The sequence below is a fragment of the Maritalea porphyrae genome (assembly GCF_030159895.1).
GTDB classification, from domain to species: domain Bacteria; phylum Pseudomonadota; class Alphaproteobacteria; order Rhizobiales; family Devosiaceae; genus Maritalea; species Maritalea porphyrae.
Genome location: NZ_BSNI01000002.1, coordinates 635,798 through 659,846 on the forward strand (window position 1 = coordinate 635,798; position 24,049 = coordinate 659,846).

The 24,049-nt window shown below is 50.4% G+C and carries 24 protein-coding genes; 21 read left to right on the forward strand and 3 right to left on the reverse strand.

Going from position 1 to position 24,049, the window contains the following annotated elements:
- The gene (locus QQL65_RS06615; RefSeq protein WP_284362953.1) at nt 1-1,062 is read left to right on the forward strand and encodes a TRAP transporter substrate-binding protein; all 1,062 of its coding nucleotides are present in this window, start codon (nt 1-3) and stop codon (nt 1,060-1,062) included.
- Nucleotides 1,063-1,149: 87 nt separating this feature from the next.
- Here the strand turns inward: QQL65_RS06615 and QQL65_RS06620 are convergent, their stop codons facing one another.
- Nucleotides 1,150-1,620, reverse strand: coding sequence for a tetratricopeptide repeat protein (locus QQL65_RS06620; RefSeq protein WP_284362954.1), 471 nt, complete (start codon nt 1,618-1,620; stop codon nt 1,150-1,152).
- A gap of 57 nt (nt 1,621-1,677) precedes the next feature.
- On the opposite strand from QQL65_RS06620, the gene QQL65_RS06625 reads away from it, so the two are divergent.
- From QQL65_RS06625 to QQL65_RS06655, 7 genes are read left to right on the forward strand one after another with little or no spacing between them, the layout of a single operon-like run.
- Complete coding sequence (locus tag QQL65_RS06625; RefSeq protein WP_284366233.1) at nt 1,678-2,928, forward strand: cytochrome-c peroxidase; 1,251 nt, start codon at nt 1,678-1,680, stop codon at nt 2,926-2,928.
- Nucleotides 2,925-3,809, forward strand: coding sequence for a PfkB family carbohydrate kinase (locus QQL65_RS06630; protein ID WP_284362955.1), 885 nt, complete (start codon nt 2,925-2,927; stop codon nt 3,807-3,809). The genes QQL65_RS06625 and QQL65_RS06630 overlap by 4 nt, the downstream gene beginning before the upstream one ends.
- Nucleotides 3,809-4,834 (forward strand): tagatose 1,6-diphosphate aldolase, encoded by a 1,026-nt coding sequence (locus tag QQL65_RS06635; RefSeq protein ID WP_284366235.1) that lies wholly within the window; start codon nt 3,809-3,811, stop codon nt 4,832-4,834. The genes QQL65_RS06630 and QQL65_RS06635 overlap by 1 nt, the downstream gene beginning before the upstream one ends.
- An 8-nt stretch (nt 4,835-4,842) precedes the next feature.
- Nucleotides 4,843-6,225, forward strand: coding sequence for an L-fucose/L-arabinose isomerase family protein (locus tag QQL65_RS06640; RefSeq protein ID WP_284362956.1), 1,383 nt, complete (start codon nt 4,843-4,845; stop codon nt 6,223-6,225).
- 1 nt (nt 6,226) lies between these two features.
- Nucleotides 6,227-7,312, forward strand: a complete 1,086-nt coding sequence (locus QQL65_RS06645) for a Gfo/Idh/MocA family protein (RefSeq protein ID WP_284362957.1) — start codon at nt 6,227-6,229, stop codon at nt 7,310-7,312.
- A 6-nt stretch (nt 7,313-7,318) separates the two neighbouring features.
- Complete coding sequence (locus QQL65_RS06650) at nt 7,319-8,320, forward strand: aldose epimerase family protein (RefSeq protein WP_284362959.1); 1,002 nt, start codon at nt 7,319-7,321, stop codon at nt 8,318-8,320.
- On the forward strand, nt 8,317-9,768 hold the full coding sequence (locus QQL65_RS06655; RefSeq protein WP_379863574.1) for an NAD-dependent succinate-semialdehyde dehydrogenase: 1,452 nt from the start codon (nt 8,317-8,319) through the stop codon (nt 9,766-9,768). The genes QQL65_RS06650 and QQL65_RS06655 overlap by 4 nt, the downstream gene beginning before the upstream one ends.
- 16 nt (nt 9,769-9,784) lie before the next feature.
- On the opposite strand, the gene QQL65_RS06660 is transcribed toward QQL65_RS06655, so the two are convergent.
- Nucleotides 9,785-10,690, reverse strand: coding sequence for a LysR family transcriptional regulator (locus QQL65_RS06660; RefSeq protein WP_284362963.1), 906 nt, complete (start codon nt 10,688-10,690; stop codon nt 9,785-9,787).
- 176 nt (nt 10,691-10,866) lie between these two features.
- Between QQL65_RS06660 and urtA the strand changes: the two genes are divergently transcribed.
- From urtA to ureG, 12 genes are all read left to right on the forward strand, one after another.
- Entirely contained in the window at nt 10,867-12,129 is a 1,263-nt protein-coding gene (urtA, locus tag QQL65_RS06665) for an urea ABC transporter substrate-binding protein (protein ID WP_284362967.1), read from the forward strand.
- Between the two features lie 66 nt (nt 12,130-12,195).
- Nucleotides 12,196-14,166 (forward strand): urea ABC transporter permease subunit UrtB, encoded by a 1,971-nt coding sequence (urtB, locus tag QQL65_RS06670; RefSeq protein ID WP_284362968.1) that lies wholly within the window; start codon nt 12,196-12,198, stop codon nt 14,164-14,166.
- A gap of 2 nt (nt 14,167-14,168) precedes the next feature.
- Nucleotides 14,169-15,347 (forward strand): urea ABC transporter permease subunit UrtC, encoded by a 1,179-nt coding sequence (urtC, locus tag QQL65_RS06675; protein ID WP_284362969.1) that lies wholly within the window; start codon nt 14,169-14,171, stop codon nt 15,345-15,347.
- On the forward strand, nt 15,344-16,087 hold the full coding sequence (urtD, locus tag QQL65_RS06680; RefSeq protein WP_284362972.1) for an urea ABC transporter ATP-binding protein UrtD: 744 nt from the start codon (nt 15,344-15,346) through the stop codon (nt 16,085-16,087). Before urtC ends, urtD begins: the two co-directional genes overlap by 4 nt.
- A 3-nt stretch (nt 16,088-16,090) precedes the next feature.
- Entirely contained in the window at nt 16,091-16,786 is a 696-nt protein-coding gene (urtE, locus tag QQL65_RS06685) for an urea ABC transporter ATP-binding subunit UrtE (RefSeq protein ID WP_284362974.1), read from the forward strand.
- Between the two features lie 8 nt (nt 16,787-16,794).
- Nucleotides 16,795-17,613 carry an urease accessory protein UreD gene (locus QQL65_RS06690; RefSeq protein WP_284362976.1) on the forward strand — a complete coding sequence of 273 codons (819 nt, stop codon included), beginning with the start codon at nt 16,795-16,797 and terminating at the stop codon, nt 17,611-17,613.
- Between the two features lie 10 nt (nt 17,614-17,623).
- Nucleotides 17,624-17,926 (forward strand): urease subunit gamma, encoded by a 303-nt coding sequence (locus QQL65_RS06695; protein ID WP_284362979.1) that lies wholly within the window; start codon nt 17,624-17,626, stop codon nt 17,924-17,926.
- A 44-nt stretch (nt 17,927-17,970) separates the two neighbouring features.
- A complete protein-coding gene (locus tag QQL65_RS06700; protein WP_284362980.1) occupies nt 17,971-18,276 on the forward strand; it encodes an urease subunit beta in 306 nt (101 codons plus the stop codon).
- A gap of 1 nt (nt 18,277) precedes the next feature.
- Nucleotides 18,278-19,987, forward strand: a complete 1,710-nt coding sequence (gene ureC / locus QQL65_RS06705) for an urease subunit alpha (protein WP_284362981.1) — start codon at nt 18,278-18,280, stop codon at nt 19,985-19,987.
- Entirely contained in the window at nt 19,987-20,433 is a 447-nt protein-coding gene (locus tag QQL65_RS06710) for an urease accessory protein UreE (protein ID WP_284362984.1), read from the forward strand. The genes ureC and QQL65_RS06710 overlap by 1 nt, the downstream gene beginning before the upstream one ends.
- Nucleotides 20,423-21,064: an urease accessory protein UreF gene (locus QQL65_RS06715; protein ID WP_284362989.1), complete on the forward strand. Its 642-nt coding sequence runs from the start codon at nt 20,423-20,425 to the stop codon at nt 21,062-21,064. Before QQL65_RS06710 ends, QQL65_RS06715 begins: the two co-directional genes overlap by 11 nt.
- Entirely contained in the window at nt 21,061-21,663 is a 603-nt protein-coding gene (ureG, locus tag QQL65_RS06720) for an urease accessory protein UreG (protein ID WP_284362990.1), read from the forward strand. The genes QQL65_RS06715 and ureG overlap by 4 nt, the downstream gene beginning before the upstream one ends.
- 16 nt (nt 21,664-21,679) lie before the next feature.
- On the opposite strand, the gene QQL65_RS06725 is transcribed toward ureG, so the two are convergent.
- A complete protein-coding gene (locus QQL65_RS06725; RefSeq protein ID WP_284362991.1) occupies nt 21,680-22,576 on the reverse strand; it encodes a LysR substrate-binding domain-containing protein in 897 nt (298 codons plus the stop codon).
- A 137-nt stretch (nt 22,577-22,713) separates the two neighbouring features.
- Here QQL65_RS06725 and ugpB point away from each other — a divergent pair, with 137 nt between their 5' ends.
- On the forward strand, nt 22,714-24,015 hold the full coding sequence (gene ugpB, locus QQL65_RS06730) for a sn-glycerol-3-phosphate ABC transporter substrate-binding protein UgpB (RefSeq protein ID WP_284362992.1): 1,302 nt from the start codon (nt 22,714-22,716) through the stop codon (nt 24,013-24,015).
- Nucleotides 24,016-24,049: the final 34 nt, after the last annotated feature.

Genomic DNA, 24,049 nt, shown 5'->3' on the forward strand with positions numbered 1-24,049 from the left:
ATGCTCAAGACAACCATCAAAACGCTAACGGTTGCGGCCATGTTGGCCACATCAATCGTCAGCAGCGCTGCGGCGGCGGATTACACAATCCGTGCAACAGCAAATTCAAACGAAAATGACGAGGACTATGACGGTCTCGTTGTTTTCAAAAACTACGTTGAATCAGCAAGTAACGGTGCAATTGAAGTTGAATTGTTCATCGGTACACAGCTTTGCTCCAATGGCGCAGAGTGCCTTCAGGGTGTAGCTGATGGCTCAATCGATGTGTACATTTCAACATCAGGTGGCGCGTCTGGTATTTTCCCTTACGTCCAAGTGCTAGATCTTCCTTACATGATGGCCGATGACCGCATTGCGGAGCATGTTTTGTCGGGCAACTTTACCCGCAAAATGCGTCAGATGGCGCTGGAAGACAGCCAAGGCGCAATTCGCCTTATGACCATTGGTAACACAGGCGGCTGGCGCAACTTTGCCAACACAAAACGCCGTGTTGAATCACCCTCTGATATGGCTGGTTTGAAAATCCGTACAGTGGTTGCAGACTTGCCACAAGAGTTGGTGAAAGCCCTTGGTGCATCACCCACACCAATTCCATGGCCTGAATTGTTCACTTCGTTCCAAACCGGCGTTGTTGAAGGATCAAAGAACGGCATTACCGACATTATGGGCATGAAGTTCCCTGATGCGGGCCTTCAATATGTAACTCTTGACGGCCATGCCTATATGGGCGCCCTTTGGTGGATGTCAGAAGCAAAATTCCAAGCAATGCCTGAGGGCATGCGCGCAGTTGTAGTTGATGGCTTCTATGCTCTGCAACAAGCAACTTTTGCTTCGCCTAAACGCAAGTCGATCCAAGCTTACGAAGACTTTGTTGCCGGTGGCGGCGATCTCTATGTGCCAACGCCAGCGCAGAAGTCTGAATTCCGCCAAGCAGCCGCGCCTGTTTATGATTGGTTCAAAGCCAACGTAAACCGTGGTGATGAAATCTTTGCGGCGCTTGAAAGCGCAGTTGCTGACGCCGAAAGCCAAGTGAACGCCGCGCGCAATTTGGATATGGAATAGGCTTCCTCTAATCCTTCCAAACTAAGGGCGCCCGGCAATTGCTGGACGCCCTCCTAAAAAAGCGGTGAAGCCAGAAATGATGCAGGATCACCGAAATGGATACATCCACTCTTTATAGTCGTTGACGAGAATATGAGACTTTTCAATTTCAGCTTTGGTCATTTTCTTGACGACTTCCTCGAGCGAAATCGCGGCGTCAGGATCGCCACCAATAGCCGACAAAGTGTACCACATATAGGCGCGAACCAAGTCCCGTTGGGGCATGCCGCGGCCAATTTCGTAGTACCAACCAATGCCAGACTGCGCGCCCGGATGCCCTTTCATGGCGCTGCGCAAATACCATTCAAACGCGCGTTGATCATCGCGCTCAACGCCAAGACCCATGGCATACATAACGCCAATAAGTTCTTCAGCGTCTGCATTTCCCGATTTCGCGGCGGGCAAAAACTCCGCCATCGCGGCGGCGAAATTTCCCTCTTCCATAAAATCGCGACCCTGTTCAACACCAGCCATCGCGGGCGTGCAAGACAACATCAAAATCAGCGCAAGTTTTTTCATTTTCTAGCCTTTCTTTTGGCTCTGAATTCGCCTCTCAATGCTGCAACATTGAAGCCGTTGACGCAACAGGATTTCATCCAATTTGATCAAAAAAAAGCGCAAATCGGACAATTTCTCTTTTACGATAAGATATTGTCAGGAAACAAGAATATCTCCTGTGCTGCATGTCATCATCCGAAATTTGGTACAAGTGATGGCCTGTCATTGGGGGTGGGTGAAGGCGGTCAAGGTTTGGGGCCAAAACGCGTTTCGGCAACAGGCGAAAACCGCATTAAAAAACGTATCCCGCGAAACGCTCCCGCACTTTGGAATTTGGGTGCTAAGGATATTGACGTTTTGTTTCACGACGGTCGACTATCCGCGTCAGAAACCTATGAAAATGGCTTTGATAGTCCGGCTGAAGAGTGGCTGCCAGATGGCCTAGAGAGCATTCTGGCGGCGCAAGCAATTTTTCCGCTTGTTGCGCAGTTTGAAATGGCTGGCAATCCGAAGGAAAACGAGATTGCTGGCGCAGTTCATGATCGGATTGATGCGGCTTGGCCGATCATCGCGAAGCGGGTGCGTACCATCCCAGAATATGGGGCAATGTTCACGAAGTTTTTCGAGAATGTTTCAAAACCAGAGGACGTCACAATTGCGCATATCGCAAATGCCTTGGCCGCGTTCATGGCGATTGAATGGCAGAGTGTTGACACACGCTATGACCAATTCCTTCTTGGTGACGATAGTGCTTTAACGGCGCAAGAAAAACGTGGGTTAGCCCTTTTTGACGGTAAGGCAAACTGCAGCTCATGCCATTCCGGTGCGCTTTTGTCAGATCAGAAGTTTCACGCACTGGCGGTCCCTCCCTTTGGGCCAGGGCGTACACGTGGATTTGACCCCATGGTGCGCGATGTTGGGCATATGGGTGAAAGCAATGATGTGAACGATGCCTACCGATTTCGGACGCCGATGCTGCGCAATGTCACGCTGACAGCACCTTATGGCCACAATGGCGCCTTTGCCACTTTGGAGGGGATCATACGACACCATCTCGATCCCGTTTCCAGTTTTGCTGCTTGGGACAAAGCGCAGACAAATTTGGTGCCGGTGCCTGAAATAGAACATGTCGATTTTGCTATTTGGGACAACCCGCGGGAGCTGCAAAAAGTGGCGCAGAAAATTGACATCGAGCCGATCAGTCTGACGGACAGTGAAATAGCTGATTTGCTGGCTTTTCTGCACAGCCTAACAGGAACGAAAAGCGTAACAGACCCCGTTTTTGGTGTGCCAGAAACTGTGCCCAGTGGCTTGGAGGTGATTAAGTGACCCGCGTACTTTGTGTTGGATCAGCCGTCGTTGACTTCATCTTCTCTTTTGATGAACTACCAGATCGCGCTGAAAAATTTGTGGCAAAATCGGCCGACATTGTTGGCGGCGGCATTGCAGCCAACGCGGCAGTAGCAATATCGCGCTTGGGCGGCGAAGCATATTTGGCGGCGCAATTGGGCGACGATACAACCGGTGAGTTGGTGCGCAAGGACTTGAAGGCGGAGGGTGTTGACCTGTCATTGGTCACCCAAACTGAAAATGCACGTTCCTCTTACTCCTCAGTTTACATAAATGATGTGGGTGAACGCCAGATTGCGAACTATCGAGGTGAAAACCTTCGCTTTGACAGCGCAAAGCTCGAACATGCGCCTAGATTTAATGCTGTTTTGGTCGATACCCGTCTTCCCGCAGCAGCAATTGCTGCGCTTAAGTTGGCTAGAATTCAAAATGTTCCAGGCATTGTCGACGGTGAGGCGCCAATTGATCAAGCGATTTTGGTCGAAGCCAGCCATGTCGCTTTTTCAGAACAAGGCATTCAATCGCTGTACCCTGATGTCTCTCCTGCAGAAGCTGTTCAACTGGCGGCAACTGAATACCAAGTGTGGGCTGCGGTTACAGACGGGCAAAACGGGGTTTGGTTTTCAGACGCAGGCGTTGTATCGCACGTGCCCGCCTTTTCGGTGGCCGTCGTAGATACGCTCGGGGCAGGAGATGTTTGGCACGGTGCATTTGCGCTCGCGCTGGCAGAAGGTCAATCCGAAATTGAATCCGTAAGATTTGCAAATGCAGTAGCGGCGCTCAAATGTACGCGGCCCGGCGGTAGAGCCGGCGCACCGACGCGCGCCGAATTAGATAACTTCTTGAAGGGGAGAGTATGATGAACCCAACGCCCGGTAAACTTTGGGGGCTGCGTAGGATGGCCGACCAAAACGGTATTTTTAAGATGACCGCGGTTGATCAGCGACCTCCAATAAAAGGGCCAATTGCTGCTCAGTTGGGCGTGGAACATGCCCCTTGGGATCAGGTCGCTGGGTTCAAAGGTTTGCTTGTTGAAACATTACAGGCAAATAGCACCGCAATGTTGCTCGATCCACATTTTGCCATTCCACATTCGATTGACAAAGTTGATCCAACCAAAGGTCTCATCGTAACGCTTGAGGACAGCTTGTTCCAAGAGGATGAAGGCGGGCGAACCAGCGCTGATATTGATGATTGGTCAGTTGAAAAGATCAAACGCATGGGCGGTGACGCGGTGAAGGTGTTGGCCTGGTACCGACCTGACGCTGCTGAGCGCGTGTGCAAAGCTCAGCAAGATTATGTGAAGCGCTTAGGGGAACAATGCGCGAAATACGATATTCCGTTTCTGTTTGAATTGTTGGTTTACCCGTTGGCAAGCGATCAACATCAGACAAAGGAATATGTCGAGATGAAAGGCAAGAACTCTGACCATGTGTTGCAGTCTGTGGAGGAGTTCGCCAAGCCAGAATATGGCATTGACGTTTTTAAACTTGAAAGCCCAGTAAATGCTGAAGATGCGGATGGATCTGCAAAAACCCAAGCAATCTTTGACGAAATGGGCAGACTTGCCGGGCGCCCTTGGGTGATGCTCTCAGCCGGATCGGGAAAGGCTGAGTTCAAGAATATTCTTGAACATGCATTTGCCGCCGGGGCGTCCGGTTTTCTTGCAGGGCGTGCCATTTGGCTCGATGCATTTAATGCTTATCCCAATTGGGATCAAATCCGCAAAGAGTTAGAAACGGACGCCGTCGCTTACCTCAAAGATATCGGGTCGCTTGCAGACAGCCAAGCAAAGAGCTGGCAAACACATAAGTGTTATGGTGCTATGGGTGCGCACTTTGCGCCGGCAGATGCCAGTTTCCGACATCAATATGAAGGCTTTTAGGACGTCAAATGAACATAGGTATACTTCCGCTCGGGCGGCCAACATTTGACGTGCCATACGCTCAAGAGCAGCTACAACTGATGCTGAATATTCTGGAGCAGACAGGCGAAGACATATGCGGGCCGCGCACGCTTTTGTTCGATGAGGCGTCAACGCTCGCGGCTATCGACGAATTGAAAAAACAGTCCATTGATCAGCTGCTCATCCTGCAGGTAACGTTTACTGACGCGTCTATGGCAGTGGCGGCTGCAAATGCGTTTGAACAGCCCATTTCTATCTGGGCAGTACCTGAACCTCGTTCAGGTGGCAGATTGCGTTTGAACGCCTTTTGCGGACTGAACTTGGCCTCGCACGCACTCAGCCTGAACGGACGCGCATTTTCTTCATTTTACAAGTCACCGTTCGTTGCCGATTTAGATGATCTGAAAAGCCTTTTTGCTGGAAGAGAACTGGTTCAGCGCAAAGATGCCACCATTGTGCCAGAGAGTACGCCAGCCGGTGAGGCCATTGCACAAAAGCTGCATGGTCGACGCATTGGGCGAATTGGGGAGCACCCAGTTGGATTTGACACTTGTGCGTATGAGCCTAAGAAAATCGAAGAACTTGCGGGCGTTCAAGTTGATGCTCTGCAATTGGAGGATTTGTTCGATCGCGCGAAATCCGCGAGCAACGAAAACGTTGATAAATTGCGCGCAGTTTTGGATAGCCAAGTGCCAGACGCTGAAAGTGTAGATCAAGCTCAGCTTGATCGTTCGCTACGCCTTAAACTTGGATTAGACCAAATCAGAAGTGAAGGAGGCTATGATGCGTTCGCTCTAAGATGCTGGCCCGAAGTCTTCACAGAATATGGCGGTGCAATGTGTGGCCCGGCTGGCATGCAAAGCGAAGCAAAAGTGCCGTGCGCATGCGAGGCGGATGTCTATGGTGCGCTGACGCAAATGGTTTTACAGACAGCATCAAATCAGCCCGTATTTTTGACGGACCTTGTGGACATGGACGCAGAGGATAATTCTGGCGTCGTGTGGCATTGCGGGCAAGCACCATTGTCAATGTGTGACGAAACCGTTCAGGCTACAGCAACCGTGCACACCAATCGCAAGCAACCGTTGCTTTATCAGTTTCCGCTCAAGCCTGGCCCGGTAACCTTGGTGCGCATCAGCCAATCCTATAATCAACCAAAGATGATTTTAGCTTTCGGCGAAATGCTCAAACGACCGATGGCCTTTACGGGTACATCAGGGGTTGTGCGCTTTGCGCGCCCAGCCGATGTCGTTTTGGCAGACATTTTGGCCAGCGGATTAGAACATCATATGGCGCTTACCTATGGTGACCACCGCAACGCCCTGCGGGCGACGGCTGGCGCAATAGGCTTACCACTTTTGGAGATATAGAATGACCATTCGGTACGGACTGATCGGCTCTGGAATGATGGGCCAAGAGCATATCCGCAATCTTAATTTGCTGGAAGGCTGCCAAGTTGCTGCAATTGCTGATCCAGATGCCGATATGCGGGCACTGTCGGTTGAAACCGCACTTGGTGCAGCTAACAGCTACGCCAATTATAAAGATATGTTATCGCAAGAGAAACTGGATGCATTGCTTGTGGTGTCGCCAAACGACACGCACCACGCAATCATGCTCGATCTCCTTGAGACAGACTTGCCAATTCTGTGCGAAAAGCCACTTTGCACAACTACTTCTGATTGCAAACAATTGGTGGCTAAAGCCCAGGGCAGAAATGCTCCCGTTTGGGTAACGATGGAATATCGTTATATGCCACCGGTGGCGCGTATGCTGGATGAGGTAAATGCCGGCACAGTGGGTAAACCAGTGATGATAGCGATAAAGGAACACCGCTTTCCATTTTTGCCAAAAGTGGGCGATTGGAACCGCTTTAACGCTCGCACTGGCGGCACCTTGGTGGAAAAGTGCTGCCACTTTTGGGACTTGATGCGCTTAACCCTGAAAAGCAACCCAGTGCGAGTTTATGCCTCCGGCAATATGGATGTGAACTTTTTGGACGAAACATACGGCGATCAGAAGCCAGACATATTGGACAACGCATTTGTAATTGTGGATTTCGAAAATGGTACGCGTGGCATGCTCGATTTGTGCATGTTTGCTGAAGGATCATATTGGCAAGAAATTGTGTCGGTGACCGGTCCAAAAGCGCGCATTGATGCGAAGGTTCCCGGTCCTGCACGATTTAGCGTGGATGGCAAAGAACGCCAATCCGAAGTGGAAATATCACACCGCGAAACCAAGCAGGTTGATGTGATCCCAATCGAGGTTGATCATGAGATTCTGGGTGCGGGCGACCATCACGGCTCAACATATTTTCAACATCAAAAATTCCGTGATCTTGTGCTTGCAGGCAAAGGGCAACCAGAAGTAACGCTGGAAGACGGTCTTTGGTCTGTCTTGGTTGGTGAAGCTGCCGAGCAAAGTGCGCGTTCCGGTCAAGCGGTGGAGCTATAGGGTCAAATGGAAGAGTTTGGTCAGCTACCAAATGGCGAACCGGTTCACCGTATTTCGATAAGCGGTGGCGGTCTGACGGCGCAATTCCTAACCTACGGCACCGTATTGCAGGATTTGCGACTTGATGGACACAACAAGCCGTTGGTCTTGGGCTTTGAAAGCTTTGCGCCATATCTAATGAAATCGCCCTATTTTGGGGCAACAGCCGGACGTTGCGCAAATCGTATCAGAGACGGGCATTTGGAGATTTCGGGCAATGTTTATCAACTTGATCGTAATTTTCTAGGCAAACACAGCCTGCATGGCGGTGCACTAAGCATGGGTAAGCGGGTGTGGCAAATTGATGAAGTTGATGACCATAGCGTACAATTTTCCATTCGGCTTGTTGATCGAGAAATGGGCTACCCTGCACAACTTGATGCGACCGCGCGTTTTTCGCTTTTGGACAACTCAACTTTCGATATCGTTTATCGCGCATCAAGTGATGGGCCAACCTTGTGCAATCTCGCGCACCATTCTTATTTCAATCTTTCGGGCGAGAACACCATCCTTGATCACGACTTGGCTGTGCATGCAAATACCTATTTGCCCGTTGATCAAGAGCTAATCCCAACTGGCGAAGTAAGACAAGTTGCCAACACGGTTTTTGATTTTCGACATCCAAAGCGCATCGCCTTGGCTTCAAACTATCACTTGCTAGATCACAATTATTGCGTTGCAAAAAGTCGTCAACCGTTGCGCGAAGTGGCGCGGCTATCTAGCAAAACATCAAATGTGATGATGAAATGCTTAACCACAGAGCCGGGTTTGCAGGTCTATGATGGGGCAAAAATCGATATTGATGAGCCGGGGTTGGTCGGTGCGAAAATGAGTGCCCATTCTGGTGTCGCCCTAGAGCCGCAAATCTGGCCAGACGCCAACCACCACGAACACTTTCCAAGTGCAATGCTGCAACCAGACGAACAGTATGAACAGCACACGCAATATATCTTCTCAAAGGATCTATGATGACCACATTCAAGAAGTTTCTCGTTGAAGCCAACATGATCGATGGCGCTTGGGTTGGTGCGGACAGTGGCGAAACCATTGAAGTTCGTAACCCTGCAACCGACGAAGTGATTGGGACAGTGCCAAACTGTGGCGCAGGCGAAACAGGGCGCGCTATAATTGCGGCCAAGAATGCCTTTGCAGACTTCGGGCAAAGCGATTTGTCCCAACGGGTTAAGTTGCTGCAAGACTTGCATGATGCGTTGCTGGATAATCAGGAACCGCTGGCTCATCTGTTAACTGCCGAGCAGGGTAAGCCCTTGTTTGAGGCGCGCGGTGAAATCGCGATTGGTGCCGCCTATATCCGTTGGTATGCCGAAGAAATACGGCGCGCCAAAGGGGAGATCGTACCCGCACCAACAAACGATCGTCGCTTGCTCGTTACGCATCACCCTGTGGGTGTTGTGGCAGCAATTACCCCGTGGAATTTTCCATCTTCGATGTTAGCGCGCAAACTCGGTCCAGCCCTTGCCGCAGGTTGCACCGTGGTGGCAAAGCCAGCCACACTCACCCCATATTCTGCACTGGCCTGGGCAAAACTTGCAGAAGAAGTGGGCTATCCGAAGGGCGTAGTGAACATTTTGACAGGCAGCTCCCGCGAAATTGGCGCAGCGATTATGCAGAGCCCCGATGTGCGCAAAGTGACCTTCACTGGCTCAACAGAGGTGGGAAAATCCCTCATTCGCCAGTCAGCCGATACAGTGAAAAAAGTATCGATGGAGCTTGGCGGCAACGCGCCATTTATCGTTTTTGATGATGCCGACATAGACGCAGCCATTGAAGGCGCGATGATCGCCAAATATCGCAATATGGGGCAAACCTGTGTTTGCACAAATCGTTTCTATGTCCAAGCAAGTATCCACGACGAGTTTTTGCGGCGATTACAGGCCGCAACCGCAGATCTTAATGTTGGGTATGGCTCCACTGAAGGTGTCCAACAGGGGCCTCTGGTGAATATGCCTGCGGTTGAAAAAGTTGAAGAGCTTATCGACGATGCGGTTTCTAAGGGCGGCAAAATTGAACAGGGTGGCAAGCGTCATCCAAAAGGCGGTACATTTTTTGAACCAACAATAATCAGTGGCGCCACGAGCGAAATGCGTTTCGCAACCGAAGAAATCTTTGGCCCGTTGTCCGCCATCTTTAAATTCGAAGATGAAGATGAAGCGATTGATGCGGCAAACGCGACCGAATATGGCCTTGCCGCTTATGCCTTTACTAAAGACATGGCTCGGGCTTTTCGTTTGAACACAAAACTCCAATATGGCCTCATAGGCATCAACTCGGGCCTTATCACCACAGTTGAGGCGCCGTTTGGTGGCTTAAAGGAAAGTGGCTTAGGTAAAGAGGGCGGCAGTCAGGGCCTAAGCGACTATTTGGACACAAAATATATGTGCCTAGCGGGACTGTAGGTGCAAGCCGCGTTGTTTAGGATTGTGCATGTGCATCGAGCAACGCGGTCAGCCTTTCATGAAACTTGCTGGCCGCAAACGTCATGTGTCTTTTCTTCTCAATGACAATGTTTAGATATCCGGTACCAACATCGTTTTCGTTCAAAACGGCAGCTTTGTAACCAATTGGGATGCTGCTTTTTTGATTTGCGGCAGGCAAAATCGTTAGACCAATTAGGGCAATAGACGTGTGCAATAGATATGGCGTTTGGTCGACGCAAGACAAATAAGGCGTAATTGTCATGCTTTGGCGCTCGCTAGCGCCATCGATTTTTGTCATCAACTCTGTGTGCGCTGGTGGGGTGATCAGGTTCAACCCTTCGAGCTGATGCAGCCTAACTGTTCTGTCATTGCTTAGTTTGGCGCCATTTGGCGCAAGTAGATATATGTCGACCTGTTTCGAATAGTTGATTTTTATGTGGCGACTGAGTTGTGGCTGATAGAAAAGCGCAAAGTCGATATCGCCACTAACCAATTGATCCTCAAGTTGGTTTTGCCGGACATATTGCACAGCCAATTCAATTTCAGGAAATTCTGACTTAAAATCCGCGATCAACTGACACAAAAATTCCGGGCTGATATCTTCGCCCATGCCAATGGTCACCTTGCCCGTGTGAAGCCCCTTAACCCCTTCAATTTGTGAGGTCATCCGATCATAACTGGCGATCTGTTCCAAGGCGAAGCGGTAAAATAACTCCCCTTCAACCGACAAAGCAACGCCTCGTGATAAGCGGTCGAACACAGATATCCCCAAATCATACTCAAGCGCTTGGATGTTTCGGTTCAGCGCAGAAGGGGAGATGGCGAGGTTTTCTGCCGCGCCGCGGATCGATCCAGCCTCAACAATTGCTTTCACATATTTGAACGTTTGCAGGTGTCTCATAGCCTCTTTTCACCACAATGGTGCAAAAAACGCAACGTTAAGCGCTTTTCTTTGCGGCAGACAGCACCACTCCAGCTGCGTAACCATAAGACCTGTCCAAAATGCTGATCAGTGATGGGCTCAAAAAATGCAGGCGAAATGCGCAGGGCTTTCGCAACAAAAATGAGAGAGAAACGATGAAAAAGCTGCTTCTTGCGACCGCGCTTACTGCGGTTGCCACCACATCAGCATTTGCGGAGATCAAGGTCGGAATTTTGCACTCGTTGTCTGGAACGATGGCGATTTCAGAAACCACACTAAAAGACACAATGCTCATGCTCATTGAGCAACAAAATGAAAAGGGCGGTTTGCTCGGCGAAAAAATCGTGCCTGTGGTTGTTGACCCAGCATCAGATTGGCCATTGTTTGCCGAAAAAGCACGAGAGTTGCTCACGGTACACGAAGTAGATGTGATCTTTGGCAACTGGACTTCTGTGTCACGTAAGTCGGTTCTGCCTGTCATCGAAGAGTTGAACGGCTTGCTGTTCTACCCAGTTCAATATGAAGGCGAAGAGTCTTCTAAGAACGTTTTCTACACAGGTGCCGCGCCAAACCAACAAGCGATCCCAGCTACTGATTACTTCTTGGACGAGCTAGGTGTTGAAAAGTTCGCTCTTTTGGGCACGGACTATGTCTATCCACGCACGACCAACAAAATCTTGGCGCAATATTTGGCAGACAAGGGCATTGCCGAAAGCGACGTTTTTGTAAACTACACGCCGTTTGGTCACTCTGATTGGTCAAAAATCGTCTCGGACGTTGTTGCGCTTGGCGCAGATGGCAAAAAAGTTGGCGTGATTTCAACAATCAATGGCGATGCAAACATCGGTTTCTATAAGGAACTTGCGGCCGCGGGTGTTTCAGCCGATGACATCCCGGTTGTTGCCTTCTCAGTTGGTGAGGAAGAGCTTGCCGGTTTGGATACAACAAACTTGGTTGGTCACTTGGCCGCTTGGAACTACTTCCAATCTGCAGAAAGCGACGCAAACGCTGGCTTCATCGAAACATGGAAAGCACGTATGGGCGAAGACCGCGTGACCAACGATCCAATGGAAGCGCACTATATCGGTTTCAATATGTGGGTGAACGCGGTTGAGCAAGCAGGCACAACTGATGTTGATGCGGTTCGCGATGCAATGTACGGCCAAACTTTTGAAAACTTGACCGGCGGTACAGCTGAAATGCTTGTGAACCACCACCTCTCAAAGCCAGTTCTAATCGGTGAAATTCAAGAAGACGGCCAGTTCGACATTATCAGTCAAACTGAAGAAGTTCCGGGCGATGCATGGACAGACTTCTTGCCAGAATCGGCTGTTCTTAAGTCGGATTGGAAAGACTTGGGTTGTGGAATGTACAACACCGAAACTGAAAGCTGCGTGCAGATCAAGTCAAACTACTAAGACGAAATCGAAGAACAAAGAAAAGGGCATACGTGCCCTTTTCGCTGGTTGGAGCGCAAGGATTAGATGTTGCGAATTTTCACTATCTTAATGGCTATTTTCTTTGCTGTGACGCCCATCGTTGGGCAAGAAGCCAACGACATCGTCGCGACGAAACTGAGCATTGCAGTTGAAAAGAACGCGCCCAACATCATAAAGGGATCAGTTAAAACTGCTTCTCCGATTATTGCGGAACTTGTAGAGACTGATGACCCTGCTGCGATGCGTTTTCTTTCTTTGTGGCAGGAAAAATCCCTGTGGTATCGAAAAACCGACAAGCGGATATTTGCGGTCAAAGAGCAAGAAGATGGCTCCTTTGATCTGCTAGATTTCAATAATCTTGAGGTCGTTGCGAATTTGCCCAAAAAGCAGATCAAGCAAATAAAACCCAACTCGGGTCTTCGTGCACTAATTGCTGAATCACTAGTGGCGTTTCGTCTGCTCAATGAAGACAAACAGGTTCGCCAGGAGGCAGTGGCGAACTTGGCTCGTTCTGGCAAAGCGCAGCATCTTCAACCATTGCGCGCAGCTCTTTTAATTGAGCAAGACCAAGTTTTGAAAAACGAAATGCAGCGCCTTGAGACGTTGCTGACGGTTCAATTTGGGGAAACAAGCCAAGAGCGCGTTGAGGCGATCAAAAGCACAACAGACAGCCTCTCAGTTGATACGCGGGCCAATCTTAATCGCATTGTCGCAACACAAATAAAATTGAATTCTGAACTGCCAGAAACAGCGAATATTGCGCGCGTTATTTCGCCTGGCAGTACAGATTTTAGTGTCGAGCAAGCATACGATCTACTGATTGCGGCAGATCTCGCGAAACCCATCCCAACGGTTTCTGAGCGCAAGCAACTCCTGATCGACAATATCGAAAATGGTAAGGTAGATGGCTTCACTATTCACAACTTGGCAACCGAAAAAAATCGAGATGCAGCATATTTGTCTTTGGTTGCCGACGGCAAAGTACCGTTTTGGTCACCCGGTCTAAACGCTGAAATTCTGGTCGCGCAATATGAGTTTGTTGAAGTTTTTGACGAACCAGATGCCAACGTAACGACAGCGGCAATGGCTGCACTTGATACTATAGAACGCAAGGTCGCCATGTCTGAATTTGCGGATGTGGCGCTTGATGGACTTTCGCTCGCCTCGATCTATTTTCTAGCCGCGATTGGCCTTGCAATCACGTTTGGCGTGATGGGCGTCATCAATATGGCCCATGGCGAATTCATCATGATGGGGGCTTATACCGGCTATGTGGTGCAGCAGTTCATCACCAATTACACGGTTTCGATCATCGTTGCCGTGCCGCTCGCATTTGGCGTTACATTTATGGCCGGTGTGTTGATGGAGCGGCTCGTTATCCGTCACCTCTATCATCGCCCGTTGGAAACATTGCTCGCAACATTTGGGATATCAGTTGCGCTGCAACAATTGGCGAAAAACATATTTGGCACCCAAGCACGCCCACTAACGGCCCCTGAATGGCTGGATGGCGCACTGGTGATTAACGACGTTATCTCCATATCTTGGATCAGAATCGCGATTTTTGGATTGAGCATTCTATTCTTTGTGGTGCTGATGGTTGTGCTTAACAAAACCCGTTTTGGGCTTGAAACGCGTGCGGTTACCCAAAACCGTCGGATGGCTGCGAACATGGGCATCAACCCAAACCTAATCAACATGCTCACATTTGGCCTTGGATCGGGCATAGCCGGCATCGCAGGGGTGGCGATTGGGCTTTATGCAAAAGTCACCTCGGAAATGGGCGGCGACTATATCGTGCAAAGCTTCATGACGGTCGTGGTTGGTGGTGTCGGCAATATTTGGGGCACACTTGCTGGCGCTGTGATGATCGGCTTTTTGCAAAAAGGCATTGAGTGGTTCAACCCGGCAAATACGCTCGCTGCGCAAACCTACATGATCATCTTCATCATTATTTTCATTCAGTTCCGACCAAGAGGCATCATTGCCCTCAAGGGTCGCGCAGCGGGGGATTGATCATGGGTGGCGTTTTGACAAAGTTTCTGATGAAGCACCCAAGCATCTTGGTGTTCCTTGGCATTCTCTCAGTGTTCACCCTGTTTGTGACGGTCGGGAGCGAGGCATTCGGGGTTGGATTTATCTCCACCTCCTTGGTCAAAACCTTAGGTAAAACGCTCTGCTTCTGCCTCATTGCCATTGCGATGGACTTGGTGTGGGGATATTGCGGCATTTTAAGCCTTGGGCACTTCGCCTTTTTTGGCCTTGGCGGATATATGATTGGCATGTGGCTCATGTATGAGCGCACGCGTCTAATCGTTGAAAACTCAATGGCCAATGCCGCATTGCCACCCACGCCTGCTGAAATTCAAGAAGCGATCGGCACCCAGATTTTTGGTGTCGTTGGCGGTGCAGAAATTCCAACCATCTGGATGTTCGCCCATTCTCTGCCCATACAACTCGCTTTGGTTGCGCTGGTACCGGGATTGCTGGCATTCGTGTTTGGTTGGTTAGCATTCCGCAGTCGAGTGACAGGCGTATATTTGTCGATCCTAACCCAAGCTATGACATTGGCGCTGGCACTCTATTTGTTCCAAAACGACAGTGGCCTGCGCGGTAACAACGGCTTGTCGGGCCTACAGAACATTCCAGGTTTGGAAGCAATGCCGCAATCAGAGTTGTCGATCTATTTCTTCCTGCTTTCGGCCCTTGCGCTCGGAGTTGGGTTCCTCATCGCCAAACTGATCGTCGAAAATAAAATGGGCAACGTCATTATGGGCATTCGCGACAACGAGGCGCGGGTGCGGTTTCTTGGCTATCACGTGGAGACCTACAAGCTCTTTATTTTTGTACTGACAGCGATTATGGCAGCGATTGCCGGCGCCATTTATTACCCGCAAGCAGGCATCATCAACCCAGCCGAAATAGCACCAATTGCGTCGATCTATCTCGCCGTTTGGGTGGCTATTGGCGGACGTGGTCGCATCTATGGTGCTGTGATTGGGGCAGCGCTTGTCTCGATGCTTTCGAGTTGGTTTACCGGCGGGCAGGCACCTAATATCGAACTTGGACCGCTCAGGGTCGTCTGGGTCGATTGGTGGTTGGTATTGCTTGGGCTCAGCTTTGTCGCCGTAACGCTTTATGCGCCAAAAGGGGTTGGCGGCCTGTTTGATCTTCTTAAAACGGAGCGCTCGAAATGAATGAAGCACTTCTGGAAGTGAATAATATTTCAGTGTCATTTGATGGGTTCAAAGCCATCAACAAACTGTCATTCAGCATATTCGAGGGCGAGTTGCGCGCCGTTATTGGACCAAACGGCGCGGGCAAGACTACATTCATGGATATAGTCACCGGTAAAACTCGCCCTGATGCTGGTGAGGTGATCTGGGGCGAAAAAAACTTCTCGCTTCTCAATCGGTCAGAAAGTCAAATCGCGCAGCTTGGCATTGGTCGCAAGTTTCAAAAGCCTACCGTTTTCGAGGAACAATCAGTCTACGATAACTTGTTGCTGGCACTCGAAAATGACCGACAACCGCTTTCTGTTCTTTTCTATCGACGAAACCAAAGTGACGACGCCAAGATCGAAGAAATCGCCGCCGAAATTGGCTTAGCCGATCGGCTTGAACGTCGCGCTGGAGACCTAAGTCATGGGCAAAAACAATGGCTCGAAATAGGCATGCTTTTAGCGCAAGAACCACGCCTTCTGCTGGTGGATGAACCTGCCGCAGGGATGACATTGGAAGAGCGTGATAAAACAGTGGCCCTGTTGCGGCGCGCTGCCAAAACGCGCGCGGTGGTTGTGGTGGAGCACGATATGGATTTTGTCCGAAAACTGGATTGCCGCGTGACGGTGTTGCACGAGGGTTCGGTCCTTGCTGAAGGCTCGCTGGATCATGTGACAGAAAACCAAGACGTTATCGACGTTTATTTGGGACGATAAGCGATGCTCGAACTTAAAAATATCACGCTTCACTATGGTCAAAGTCAAATCCTGCACGGTGTCGATCTGGTGGCCGAAAAAGGTAAAATCACCTGTCTGATGGGGGTGAATGGCGTCGGCAAAACCAGCTTGTTGAAAGTGATTGCGGGCGTGCACAAGCACTCAGGCGGTGAGTACCAGTTGGACGGCGAACTTCAAAAGAACCGCGCAGCCTATGAACTCGCACAACTTGGCGTTGGCTATGTCCCACAAGGTCGAGATATCTTTCCGCTAATGAGCGTGCGCGAAAATATGGAAATTGGCTTTGCTTGTTTAGAAAAGTCTGAGCGGCGCGTGCCTGAAGAAATGTTTGAACTGTTTCCTGTACTCAAGGAAATGCAAAACCGACGCGGTGGAGACCTTTCTGGCGGGCAGCAACAGCAATTAGCGATTGCGCGTGCGTTGATCACCAGGCCCAAACTGCTGCTTTTGGATGAACCCACAGAAGGCATTCAACCCAACGTCATCCAACAGATCGGACGCGTGATTTCCTTCCTAAATGACCAAGGTTCAATGGCGATTTTGTTGGTGGAGCAATATTTTGAGTTTGCCTATCAACTTGCTGACCAGATCTACTCGATGCGGCGCGGCGAGATCATTCTTGAAGGTAAAAAGAGCAAGCTGAAAAAAGCTGACGTTTTGAAAACATTGAGTGTGTAGGGCGCAACATGCTGGATCGACTAAACCCACCAAAATTGCAGCGGGCCCGTGGTCGTGCAGAGGTTGGGTTCGTCCAAAAATCTGGCAAGTCCAAGCTCCAGCATTTGCATCAAGCAGGGTGCTTAAAAGCGATTTTGCCAAACACACATGAAAAAGAGCCAGAAGTTGTTTTTGTCAACACAGCTGGCGGTATCGCTGGTGATGATCAGTTGAATATCGACGTCAGTCTGACACAAAGAACTTCAGCAACTTTTACCACACAGACGGCTGAACGTGTTTATCGATCCAACGGTGGCGCGGGGCGAATTGATGTGAAACTGCAAGTCGGCATTGGCGCTTCGCTTTGCTGGTTGCCACAAGAAACAATCATTTTTGATGGCGCACACCTAAAACGCAAATTGGATGTGGAGCTTTCCACGAATAGCGAAATTTTGCTGCTTGAGAGTTTTATGCTTGGCCGCAAAGCTATGGGCGAACAAGTTACAACGGGCGCGGTCAACGATCGGTGGAACATACGGCGCGATGGCAAGTTGGTGTTTGCTGAAGCATTGCGCATTGATGACGTGAGTTCGCTTTTGGGTCCTGCGGCGTTGCAAGAAAATCTAGCCTTCGCAACCATGGTTTTCGCATCGCCTGACGCACATCTGCATTTGGAGCGATTGCGCGCAATATTGCAAACCTGCAATGCGCGTTGCGCCGCAAGTGCTTGGGATGGCGTGTTGATCGCCCGATTTGTTGCAGCCGATGCCTATGTTTTGCGCAAGGCACTCATTCCAACAATTGAAAATTTCCGCCACGCCGCCATGCCTCGCGTTTGGCAGCTTTGAGGGTAAACTTATGAAACTGACACCACGAGAAAAAGACAAATTGCTCATCAGCGTTGCCGCCATGGTGGCGCGAAATCGCTTAGCGCGCGGCGTTAAGCTGAACCATCCAGAAGCAATTGCCCTGATCACCGACTTTGTTGTCGAGGGAGCACGAGATGGCAAAACCGTAGCTCAATTGATGGAGGAGGGGGGCAAAGTAATCGCGGCTGAGCAGTGCATGTCAGGGGTGCCAGAGATGATCCATGATGTTCAGGTCGAGGCGACCTTCCCCGATGGAACCAAGCTGGTCACCGTACACCACCCAATCCGATAATTTATCAATTTGCGCATCTATGCCCCGAAAAAGGAGCAACGAACATGAAGCCTGGCGAAATCATCACAAAAGAAGAGCCAATCATTTTGAATGAAGGGGCGGAAATTGTGTCACTTCGCGTCGCAAATTCTGGCGATCGACCCGTGCAAGTTGGCTCGCATTATCATTTTGCCGAAACCAATTCGGCGCTGCTTTTTGACCGAAAACGTGCGCATGGGATGCGCCTAAACATTGCTGCGGGCACGGCGGTTCGGTTTGAGCCGGGCCAAGAGAGGGACGTGGAGTTGGTCAAAATTGCTGGCGCGCGCCGGGTGTTCGGGTTCAATCAGCAAGTGATGGGAGACCTGTAAGATGGCACGCGAAATACCACGCACGACGTATGCTGACATGTATGGACCAACCACAGGCGACAAAGTTCGGCTTGCTGACACAGAGCTGTTTATTGAGGTGGAAAAAGACCTCACCACCTACGGTGAAGAGGTAAAATTTGGCGGTGGCAAAGTCATCCGCGACGGTATGGGCCAATCCCAAATCACCAATGCAGAAGGTGCGATGGATACAGTCATCACCAATGCGTTGATTGTTGATGTCGATGGGATCTTTAAAGCAGATGTTGGGTTGAAGTCCGGTCGTATCGCAAAAATCGGCAAGGCAGGCAATCCTGACACGCAACCCAATGTGGACATAATCGTTGGTCCGGGCACAGAGATTATTGCTGGCGAAGGCAGGATTCTGACCGCTGGCGGTTTTGACAGCCACATTCACTATATTTGCCCGCAACAAATCGAAGATGCTTTGCATTCAGGTGTCACCACAATGCTCGGGGGTGGCACGGGGCCAGCGCACGGCACTTTGGCGACCACATGTACGCCCGGTCCTTGGCATATTGGCCGGATGCTACAGTCAGCGGACAGTTTGCCGATGAACTTAGCTTTTGCAGGCAAAGGCAATGCGGCCCTGCCTCAAGCCTTGGAAGAGCAAATTCTGGGCGGTGCATGCGCGTTAAAACTGCATGAAGACTGGGGCACGACGCCTGCCGCGATTGACAATTGTTTGTCGGTTGCTGATGCACTTGATGTGCAAGTGATGATCCACACGGACACGTTGAACGAAAGTGGCTTTGTTGAAAACACTGTGGCCGCTCTAAAGGGGCGCACAATCCACGCCTTCCATACTGAAGGCGCTGGCGGCGGGCACGCGCCAGACATCATCAAAATCTGTGGTGAGCAACATGTGTTGCCAAGTTCGACCAATCCAACGCGGCCCTACACGGTCAATACGCTAGAAGAACATCTGGATATGCTGATGGTTTGCCACCATTTGGATAAAAGCATTCCTGAAGACGTGGCCTTTGCAGAAAGCCGGATCAGAAAAGAAACAATTGCAGCCGAAGACATCCTGCACGATATGGGTGCATTTTCAATCATCGCTTCGGACAGCCAGGCTATGGGGCGAGTCGGGGAGGTGCTAATTCGCACATGGCAAACAGCGCACAAAATGAAGGTGCAACGCGGCCAGTTACCGGATGAAACGGGCAACAACGACAATGTGCGGGTGAAGCGCTATATCGCTAAGTACACGATCAACCCAGCAATCGCCCACGGTATTTCTGACGAAATTGGTTCGATCGTTGAAGGTAAACGCGCTGATTTGGTTTTGTGGGACCCGGCCTTTTTTGGCGTGAAGCCTGAAATGGTATTGATGGCGGGGTCGATTGTTGTGGCGCAAATGGGCGACCCGAATGCCTCGATCCCAACACCGCAGCCGGTCTATTCGCGACCCATGTTTGGGGCGTTGGGTAGCGCTTTGCATCACAGCGCTGTGACCTTTGTTTCTTCAGCGGCGCAGGACAACGACATTGCTGGAAAACTTGGGCTCAAAAAGCAAACGCTGGCTGTTCAAAACACCCGCGATATCGGCAAGAGCGACATGGTGATGAACAATTATTGCCCCGCAATCGAAGTTGATCCCGAGACCTATGAAGTTCGCGCCGATGGTGAGTTGTTGACCTGCGAACCGGCCGAGTCCCTACCCATGGCACAAAGGTATTTTTTATTCTGATGTTGCGCGCCACGAAAATTCAACGCCAAGAAAGCGACCCTCTCGATACGGTCACACTTGCCTATGATGATAGGTTTCGCCGCCGAATTAGGCTTGTGTGTGATGGTGGGTTAGAGGTGCTGCTGGACCTTGAAAAAACCACGGAGCTCAAAGAGGGCGACGATCTTTTGTTGGAAAATGGCAACCACATCAGAGTTCGTGCCGCCAACGAGCCGCTTATGAGCGTTTTTGGATCGTCGCATCATCACTTGTTGCGCCTCACTTGGCATGTTGGCAACCGCCATTTGCCATGCGAAGTGCACGAGGATCATTTGCTGCTGCGTCAAGACCACGTGATTGAGCATATGCTTGAGCATCTTGGCGCTGAGGTAAAGCATGTTAACGCGCCATTTAACCCAGAAGGTGGCGCATACGGGCAGGGTCGGACACATAGTCATGAGCATTGAACTGCATCGTCTAATATCGTGGTTTTCACCGGCTTTTCCCATTGGCGCATTTAGCTATAGCCATGGACTTGAAGCTGCGATCGCGTGCGGCGACGTTGCCGACGGCGCAACTTTGAAATCTTGGCTGACACATTTGCTGCGACATGGCAGTGGGTGGAACGATTGTTTGCTGATTGTTTCTGCTTATAACGCAGATGCCGAAGCTGAAATTCAACAGCTACGCGACCTTGCTATTGCGCTGTCAGCAGGCAAAGAGCGGCAGCTTGAAAGCTGCCTACAAGGTGATGCATTTGCCAAAACAGTGAGCGTGGTTTCTAAGCAGAGAGTTGAAGGTGGACCACTGCCTGTTGTCGTTGGCAATGTCGCAAAAATGCAGGGCATAGTGCTCTCAGATTTGTTGTCCGTCTATCTCCATGCCTTCGTGTCAAATCTCATTTCTGCAGCAACGCGTTCGATGGCGCTTGGCCAGATCGAGGCGCAGCAAATCTTGGCGGAATTGTTCCCCCAAATCGATGACGTCGCCACAAATGCACTTAGCGCCTCGCTGGACGATGTGGGCAGCTGTAGTTTTCTCGCCGATCTCGCTTCGATGCAGCATGAAACTATACAACCAAGGCAGTTTAGAACATGAGCGGACCGTTACGCGTTGGCATCGGTGGCCCCGTCGGCGCTGGAAAAACCACATTGACTGAGAAATTGTGTCTGGCTTTGGCCCCAGAACTATCAATGGCTGTTGTGACCAATGATATCTATACCACTGAGGACGCAGAGCATTTGATGCGCAAGCAGGTGCTGCCGCTTGAACGCATCAGGGGGGTGGAAACTGGCGGTTGTCCGCACACCGCCATTCGCGAAGACGCTTCGATAAACTTGGCCGCCATTGACGAACTATCGGCCCAGTTTCCAGAACTAGAATTGGTGCTCATTGAAAGTGGCGGCGACAATTTGGCTGCAACTTTCAGCCCAGAATTGGCTGATCTAACGATTTATATGATCGATGTGGCCATGGGCGAAGAGATCCCACGCAAACGTGGTCTGGGGCTTACGCGATCCGATATTTTGGTGATCAACAAAACCGCGCTCGCGCCGTATGTCGAAGTTTCAATCGACAATATGCGCCGCGATACTGAGATGGTGCGAGGCGATAAACCATTCGTATTTGCTGACTTGAAGTCCGGTCAAGGAGTTGACGAGATTGTTTCGCTTCTCAAAGGTTTGGGCGGCATTTGAATTTCGTTTTCCCCCCTCACTTCGCTACAAATGGCGCCAAGCTTTCCTGGAACGCTTCGATGAAGTCGAGCACCAGCAGTGATCGGTTGCCAGAGAGCGGGCGCAGGATGGAGAGCCGGTGCTCCAATTTGGGTTCAAACGGGCGGCTGATCACGCCTTTATCCTCGAACTGTGCGGCATCAAGCGCGCTGACGATTGAGACGCCTTTGCCTTGGCTAACAATGGTACAGGCGCCGGTAAACTGACGCACTTCAATCCATGAGTTGAGCGATACACCTTGTTGCGCAAAGCTTTGCGATAGGGCCACATGAAACGGACTATCGCGCCGCGAATGCACGATCTTTTCATTCTGCAAATCAATCGGCGAGATGGTTTTCTTGTCCGCTAACGCGTGGCCCTGAGGCAAAATACAAACGGTTTTGATCGGGATATCGATCCGTTCGGTCGCCGGGTGGCCAGAAAATCCGTCTGTAATACCACAGTCATATTGCTCGCCAATAATCCATTCAAGGATTCGCTCTGGTCGGTCCGGCTCAAGGGTCACGGTGACCCCTGGCCGCTGATCCAAGAATTCTGTGAGAACTTTGGGAAGGTGGCTCGTTGCAAAACCTGGCAAACACGCAATGCGCAAATGACCCGCTGTGCGCTCTTTCAGATCGCGCCGCAGGTCTTCGAGATGATTTAGGCTCTCAAACACCCTTGAGACCTCGGTCAGCATATAGCGCGCTTCGCTTGTTGGGGTGAGCGTGCCGCTTTTTCGCTCAAACAATTCAAACCCAACCGCAGAGGAGAAATCTGCCAATAAACGACTTACCGCTGGCTGAGAAACACCCAGCAATTTTGCAGCTTGCGTAACGGAACCAGTTTTGGCTGTGGCCTGAAACGCCTCCAGCTGTCTTATTTTAAATTTCAACGACTTACCCTATTTCAACGTCCAACACCTGCCTACAACTATAACATTATGTTATGAAATTGGCAAAAAAATTCTGCTTGCGTTATTGAATTTGTTGGATAATGCTAGGGCCTTCATTTGCTATTTGGGAGGATAAAATGGCAATCAGAACTCTTCTTTTGGCGACCACTGCGCTCACTTTTGGGGCGAGCTCGGCGCTTGCTGAAACTGAAATTCAATGGTGGCACGCTATGGGCGGCACCAATGGCGAGCGTGTCGACAAGATCGCCGCCGATTTCAACGCAACTCAATCTGAGTACAAAGTTACCCCTGTTTACAAAGGGAACTACACCGAAACCATGACCGCAGCGATTGCGGCATTCCGTGCTGGCGAACATCCGCACCTTGTGCAGGTTTTCGAAGTGGGCACCGCAACCATGATGGCCGCGAAAGGCGCGATCTATCCGGTTGAACAGCTTATGGCTGATGCAGGCGAGCCGTTTGACAAGTCAGACTATTTGCCAGCGGTGATTTCATATTATCAAACACCAGAAGGCGAATTGCTTTCAATGCCGTTCAACAGCTCAACACCTGTGCTGTGGTACAATGCGGATGCGCTAAGCGATGCGGGCGTTGAAGTGCCAAAAACTTGGGACGATGTTAAATCAGCGGCCAAAGCATTGGTGGACAATGGCATGGCTTGTGGCCTTTCGTTTGGCTGGCAGTCTTGGGTGATGGTTGAGAACTTCTCTTCTTGGCACAACCTGCCTGTTGGCACAAAAGAAAACGGCTTTGCTGGTTTCGACACCGAGTTTACGTTCAACAATGAGCATGTGATCAACCGGTTGGACGACATCGCCTCTATGGGTGCAGACAAGCACTTCGTTTATGGCGGTCGTCGTGGCGACAGCTTGCCACTATTCACCAATGGTGAGTGCGGCATGTGGATGAACTCATCTGCATATTATGGTTCAATCAAGAGCCAAGCCGGCTTCAATTTCGGCCAAACCATGTTGCCACTTGATACATCTGTTGCAGATGCAGCACAAAACTCCATCATTGGTGGCGCGACATTGTGGGCATTGGCAGGGCATGAAAGCGAAGAATATAAAGGTTTGGCCAAGTTCCTCACCTATATGTCTTCTCCAAATGTTCAAGCTTGGTGGCACCAAGAAACTGGCTATGTGCCAATCACCAAAGCAGCAGCTGAGTTGAGTGAAGCCCAAGGCTTCTATGAATCAAACCCAGGCACTGACACGGCGATTAAGCAGCTTAGCTTGAATGAGCCAACACCAAACTCTCGTGGCATTCGTTTTGGTAACTTCGTGCAAGTGCGCGACGTGATCAACGAAGAAATGGAAGCTTTGTGGGCTGGCGACAAAACAGCGAAAGTAGCAATGGATACAGCCGTGAAACGCGGCAACGAATTGCTACGCCGTTTTGAACGTTCAGTAAAATAAGCTAGCATCCCCTCTAGGGTGAATACCCTAGCTA

What these genes read in the sequence shown, in the direction of transcription:
- QQL65_RS06615 (WP_284362953.1), top strand. Translation starts at nt 1, where the DNA reads ATGCTCAAGACAACCATCAAAACGCTAACGGTTGCGGCCATGTTGGCC.
- QQL65_RS06620 (WP_284362954.1), bottom strand. Translation starts at nt 1,620, where the DNA reads ATGAAAAAACTTGCGCTGATTTTGATGTTGTCTTGCACGCCCGCGATG.
- QQL65_RS06635 (WP_284366235.1), top strand. Translation starts at nt 3,809, where the DNA reads ATGAACCCAACGCCCGGTAAACTTTGGGGGCTGCGTAGGATGGCCGAC.
- QQL65_RS06640 (WP_284362956.1), top strand. Translation starts at nt 4,843, where the DNA reads ATGAACATAGGTATACTTCCGCTCGGGCGGCCAACATTTGACGTGCCA.
- QQL65_RS06645 (WP_284362957.1), top strand. Translation starts at nt 6,227, where the DNA reads ATGACCATTCGGTACGGACTGATCGGCTCTGGAATGATGGGCCAAGAG.
- QQL65_RS06650 (WP_284362959.1), top strand. Translation starts at nt 7,319, where the DNA reads ATGGAAGAGTTTGGTCAGCTACCAAATGGCGAACCGGTTCACCGTATT.
- QQL65_RS06655 (WP_379863574.1), top strand. Translation starts at nt 8,317, where the DNA reads ATGATGACCACATTCAAGAAGTTTCTCGTTGAAGCCAACATGATCGAT.
- QQL65_RS06660 (WP_284362963.1), bottom strand. Translation starts at nt 10,690, where the DNA reads ATGAGACACCTGCAAACGTTCAAATATGTGAAAGCAATTGTTGAGGCT.
- urtA (WP_284362967.1), top strand. Translation starts at nt 10,867, where the DNA reads ATGAAAAAGCTGCTTCTTGCGACCGCGCTTACTGCGGTTGCCACCACA.
- urtB (WP_284362968.1), top strand. Translation starts at nt 12,196, where the DNA reads ATGTTGCGAATTTTCACTATCTTAATGGCTATTTTCTTTGCTGTGACG.
- urtC (WP_284362969.1), top strand. Translation starts at nt 14,169, where the DNA reads ATGGGTGGCGTTTTGACAAAGTTTCTGATGAAGCACCCAAGCATCTTG.
- urtD (WP_284362972.1), top strand. Translation starts at nt 15,344, where the DNA reads ATGAATGAAGCACTTCTGGAAGTGAATAATATTTCAGTGTCATTTGAT.
- urtE (WP_284362974.1), top strand. Translation starts at nt 16,091, where the DNA reads ATGCTCGAACTTAAAAATATCACGCTTCACTATGGTCAAAGTCAAATC.
- QQL65_RS06690 (WP_284362976.1), top strand. Translation starts at nt 16,795, where the DNA reads ATGCTGGATCGACTAAACCCACCAAAATTGCAGCGGGCCCGTGGTCGT.
- QQL65_RS06695 (WP_284362979.1), top strand. Translation starts at nt 17,624, where the DNA reads ATGAAACTGACACCACGAGAAAAAGACAAATTGCTCATCAGCGTTGCC.
- QQL65_RS06700 (WP_284362980.1), top strand. Translation starts at nt 17,971, where the DNA reads ATGAAGCCTGGCGAAATCATCACAAAAGAAGAGCCAATCATTTTGAAT.
- ureC (WP_284362981.1), top strand. Translation starts at nt 18,278, where the DNA reads ATGGCACGCGAAATACCACGCACGACGTATGCTGACATGTATGGACCA.
- QQL65_RS06710 (WP_284362984.1), top strand. Translation starts at nt 19,987, where the DNA reads ATGTTGCGCGCCACGAAAATTCAACGCCAAGAAAGCGACCCTCTCGAT.
- QQL65_RS06715 (WP_284362989.1), top strand. Translation starts at nt 20,423, where the DNA reads ATGAGCATTGAACTGCATCGTCTAATATCGTGGTTTTCACCGGCTTTT.
- ureG (WP_284362990.1), top strand. Translation starts at nt 21,061, where the DNA reads ATGAGCGGACCGTTACGCGTTGGCATCGGTGGCCCCGTCGGCGCTGGA.
- ugpB (WP_284362992.1), top strand. Translation starts at nt 22,714, where the DNA reads ATGGCAATCAGAACTCTTCTTTTGGCGACCACTGCGCTCACTTTTGGG.